Source organism: Gemmatimonas sp. (assembly GCF_044345575.1).
Taxonomy (GTDB): Bacteria; Gemmatimonadota; Gemmatimonadetes; order Gemmatimonadales; family Gemmatimonadaceae; genus Gemmatimonas.
In genome coordinates this window covers 1-4,268 of record NZ_JBIJAW010000280.1, presented here as the reverse complement: position 1 = coordinate 4,268, position 4,268 = coordinate 1, and the positions used below count along the sequence as shown (strand labels likewise).

General features: G+C 67.1%; 4 protein-coding genes. 3 read left to right on the top strand and 1 reads right to left on the bottom strand.

Features of this window, described 5'->3' with window-relative positions:
* The 3 genes from ACIQ6O_RS13550 to ACIQ6O_RS13540 all read left to right on the top strand — a co-directional run.
* Positions 1 to 799: hypothetical protein (locus ACIQ6O_RS13550; RefSeq protein WP_396208319.1), on the top strand; the 799-nt coding region annotated here is incomplete at its 5' end.
* A gap of 20 nt (positions 800 to 819) precedes the next feature.
* Positions 820 to 1,308 (top strand): methyltransferase family protein, encoded by a 489-nt coding sequence (locus ACIQ6O_RS13545; protein WP_396208318.1) that lies wholly within the window; start codon positions 820 to 822, stop codon positions 1,306 to 1,308.
* A gap of 5 nt (positions 1,309 to 1,313) precedes the next feature.
* Positions 1,314 to 3,497: a NosD domain-containing protein gene (locus tag ACIQ6O_RS13540; protein WP_396208317.1), complete on the top strand. Its 2,184-nt coding sequence runs from the start codon at positions 1,314 to 1,316 to the stop codon at positions 3,495 to 3,497.
* Between the two features lie 5 nt (positions 3,498 to 3,502).
* On the opposite strand, the gene ACIQ6O_RS13535 is transcribed toward ACIQ6O_RS13540, so the two are convergent.
* The gene (locus ACIQ6O_RS13535) at positions 3,503 to 3,970 is read right to left on the bottom strand and encodes a hypothetical protein (protein ID WP_396208316.1); all 468 of its coding nucleotides are present in this window, start codon (positions 3,968 to 3,970) and stop codon (positions 3,503 to 3,505) included.
* Positions 3,971 to 4,268 lie beyond the last annotated feature (298 nt).

Here is a 4,268-nt window from a genome sequence, read left to right as displayed (position 1 = left end):
GATGGCCGCAATCGGCGTGTTCGTCGTCATCCAGTTCGTTCTCGCACTCCTCCGCGGCACCTTCGCGCGCATTATCGCGCCATTCGGTGTGGATACGCTGCCGCCGGTGTTCGCCGAGGCCGCTGAGTGCGCGGGCATACACGTGCGCCGCCTCAAGGTGGTGGATACGGCCGATGAAGGATTTGTTGGCGGCTGGAGCAGTCTGCTGCCGCGCACGCTGGTGGTGCCGCGCCGCTGGGAGCTGTTGCCGGCCGACGTGCTGGCCGCGCAGCTCGTGCGACGCGTGGCCGTCGCCGAGAGCGGTGCACATGTACGAGGCGTACTCGGCGCGATCGCGTTCAATACGCTGGGCTTCGTGGTCGTCCTGCAGCTCACCGGTGCTGCGCCGGCGACGGCGGCCGGCATCGTCACCATCATGGCCGGCATGACGCTGTGGGCGTTTCTCGGGGTGCTGGTGCTGCCGACGCCCTCGCGTGCGGCCGTGTACGCGGCCGATGCGTCGGCGGCCGCCACGCAGGGAGCGGCAGCCGTGAAGGCCAGCATCGAGCGCCTCGACCAGTGGCAGGACGACGAGCCCACCCGTACGCCCAACATCGAGCGCATCTTTCATCCCGTACCGGCGCGCGCGAACCGCCTCGCCCGTCTCGACGGCGAACGGCGCGGGTTGAGCGCGCTGCACGCACACAACCTTGCGCGCCATGCCTTGTGGCTGGGCTGGGGCGGCTTCAGCGCCATCTCGCGCGCCGTGCACTGCAATGTGGGGCGTACGGCGCTCTGGGCGATGCTGCCGGGAGACTGAGCGCGCGGTAGTTTGGGGCCATGACTGCCGATGCGACTCGCACGTACGATCGTGGCCCCGATGTGAAGTTTCCGCCGCCGCTCCTGTTCGTCGGGGGGCTTGGTTTGGGTGTACTTCTCGACCGGTTCGGCCGCGTGCCGTTCGAGATCACGGCACCCTCCCTCGTGACCGTGCTCGGATTGGTGCTGGGTGTCGCCGGCCTGGCCATCGTATACACGGGCATCGTGACCTTTCGCCGCGCGCGCACGGCCGTGTATCCCAATCGCCCTGCCAAGCGGGTCGTGCAGCACGGCATTTATGCCTATACGCGCAATCCGATGTACGTAGGCATGGCAGTCTTCTACATCGGTGGCGTGCTGGTCACCGCGTCGCTCGCCGCCCTGGTGCTGCTGCCGGTCGTGCTGCGCGTACTGCATGTCCACGTGATCGCGCGGGAAGAGCGGCATCTGCACGCGGCTTTTCCCGAGGAGTACGCCGCGTACTGCGCGAAAGTGGGGCGGTGGTGGTGAGCCCGGTGGTCCGCACATTCCTCGGTCGCGTGCACGGGTACGCCGTCGCACTGGGTATGCTCGGCGTTGCCTCGGCCCTGAACGCGCAGCCGCTCCCCATCGTGCGCCCGGTGCCGGGTATGGTGATCACGCGATCCGTCCGGGTGGCTCCGGGTGTGTACCGCCTCCCCGGTCGGGCGTCGACGGACTCTGCGCTGATTACGATACGCGGCCGCGACATCACCGTGGACATGCGCGGGGTCACCCTGGTGGGGACACCGCCGGACAGTGAGCCCGACGCGGCGCGCGGCACGGCGGTCCGTATCGATGGCGGTGAGCGCATCCGGGTGCGTGGTCTCACCGCGCGCGGATATCGGGTGGGAATTCTTGCGCGCGACGTACGCAATCTCACCCTCGAATCGAACGACCTGTCGTACGGATGGAAGCCGCGCCTGTTCAGTCTGGTGGAGCACGAGAGCCTCAACGACTGGCTTTCGTACCACAAGAACGAAAACGACGAGTGGCTGCGCTTTGGCGCCGGCATCTATCTGCGCGGCGTGACAGGCGGGCGCATCACGGGCAACACCGTGCGGCAGTCGATGAACGGGTTGCTCCTGTCGCACAGTGATTCCCTCGACATCCGCCGCAACGATTTTTCGTTCAACTCCGGGCTCGGCATCGGCATGTACCGCGCGAGCTGGCACCGCATCGTGGAGAACCGCGCCGACTACAACGTACGCGGTTCGTCGCACGGGTTCTTTCAGCGTGGGCAGGACAGCGCCGCATTGCTGATGTTCGAGCAGTGCAGCCACAATGTGGTCGCGTACAACAGCATGACGCACGGAGGCGATGGGCTGTTCCTCTGGGCGGGCCAGCACACGATGGACACGGGGCAGGGCGGATCGAACGACAACCTGTTCCTGCTGAACGATTTCAGCTACGCGCCCACGAACGGCATGGAGGCGACCTTCAGTCGCAACCAGTTCGTCGGCAATCGTGTGGTGGGCAGTACGCACGGACTGTGGGGCGGCTACAGCTATGCGTCGCGCGTCATCGGCAACTGTTTCGCTGACAATCGCATCGCTATTGCCATCGAGCACGGGCAGGACAACACCGTAGGCGGCAATCATTTCGACGGCGATACGCTCGCGATCCGGTTGTGGGGCGACTCCATCACACCGAGTGACTGGGGATATCCCAAGTATCGGGACACCCGCAGCCGTGATTGGCGGATCGTGGAGAACCGGTTCGCGAGGGTGAAGGAGCGTCTGCGTGTGGCGAACAGTACGGGTGTGGATAGCAGCCGGAACGTGGTCAGCGATTCCGTGGGCCTGGCGTGTGATCCGGCGCGCATCATCCCCACCACCGCATGGTGGCGACTGCCGGATATTCCCGATGCGCCGCGGCGCTGGCCGTCGGCCGAGCATGCCACGCGCGATCGCCAGGCGATCGTGGTGGATGAGTGGGGCCCCTACGATTGGCGCTCGCCGAAGTTGTGGCCGCTCGACAGCACGCGGGCGGTGCCGCTTCGCCTGCGGGTGCTCGGGCCGGCCGGGCGTTGGCGGGTGGTGAGGATGCGCGGCGTGGCGCGGCTCTCGTCGTCGCGTGGCACCGTGGGGGACACCATCGCGGTCACCCCGCACGCGGATTCCACGGGCGACTGGCGTGTGGAACTGGAGTATGTGGGCGCCGCCACGGTGAGTGCGCGCGGCGTGCGCGCGGCCGCCGGTGTGCCGCAGCGCTTCGCGTACGAGCGATTCGAGCCCGCACAACAGTGGACGCAACGGGTGTTCCGCTACGACGACCAGACCGATCCGTTCAAAAAGCCGGCGGCATTCGATGCGTTGGTTCGCGGTGCCCCGGTGCTCGTGCGCGAAGCGCCGCGGCTTGACTGGTTCTGGTCGCGGCCACGTGATCGGGAGATCCCGGCCGAGCGCTTCGTGATGGATGCCAGCGGAACGGTGGTGTTGCCGCCGGGGCGCCATACGCTGCGCACCCTCAGCGACGATGCGGTGCGCGTGTGGGTCGACGGAGCGCTCGTCATCGACCATTTCACCCCGCACGAGACCGCCCCCATGTACGCGGCGATCAACGGCGGCGCACACACGATCCGGGTGCAGTACGTGCAGGTGGCCGGGTGGGTGGAACTGCGGCTTGACCTGCTTCGTGGTGATGTGCGGCCGTCAGCGGGGAGCGCCGGGCCGCACTGAGTCGTTCAGGCCACGCGCGGGGTGCGCAGGTCTACTCCGTGTCGCGGGGTCGGTACGATCCAGTCGTCATCGGTCGGTGCCACCCGATCGAGTGGCGTGCCATCAGGCTTGGCGACGAAGAGCCAGACGGATTTCGTGCGCACCGAGTAGTACATGCGCAGCTGTACCCGCCGTGGCACCGGTCCGCAGGAGAACGTGTACTGGAACGTGTCATCGACGCGCCGGTCTATCACCGCCTGACGAAACCGATTCCACAGTTCGGGGACGTTGGCGCTGGAGTACACCTCGAGAAAGAAATTGCGCCCGATCGGCCGGGAGATGCTGCCGGTGTTGTCGGCCTCCGCCTTGTTGTAGGACAAGACGAGACCACTGGCATTCAACTGCACGACACCGTATGGGATGACATCCAGCTCCTCGTCGGACAGCCGATCGAGGAAGGGTGTCAGCAGGCGGCTGGTGGTGTCGAGGGGCATCGGGGGGAACGGTGGAGACGGCATTCGGTGGGGGGATCACACCGTCTGCCACGTTGGTACCGTGGAGCGCCAGAATGAGGGTCGGCGCGGGCGAGCTGGACTTTAGGCGCCGCCGGGCGGTCACCGGGTGATCGGGGTTCCGCTGGCGGTGCAGACCGTCACATCGGATGCCCCGGGCGCCTGCTGTGACGGATTCAGGCATCGGGGCGCCTGGTGCGTTGCCCCCATGCGCACCGTCCCCCACATTCCCGCCCCATGACCTCTCGCTTGCCTGACGCCCCCGCCTTTCCGCCCCGAG

Excerpts from the sequence above, each read along its gene's own strand:
- ACIQ6O_RS13545 (WP_396208318.1), top strand. The coding sequence starts at position 820 with ATGACTGCCGATGCGACTCGCACGTACGATCGTGGCCCCGATGTGAAG.
- ACIQ6O_RS13535 (WP_396208316.1), bottom strand. The coding sequence starts at position 3,970 with ATGCCCCTCGACACCACCAGCCGCCTGCTGACACCCTTCCTCGATCGG.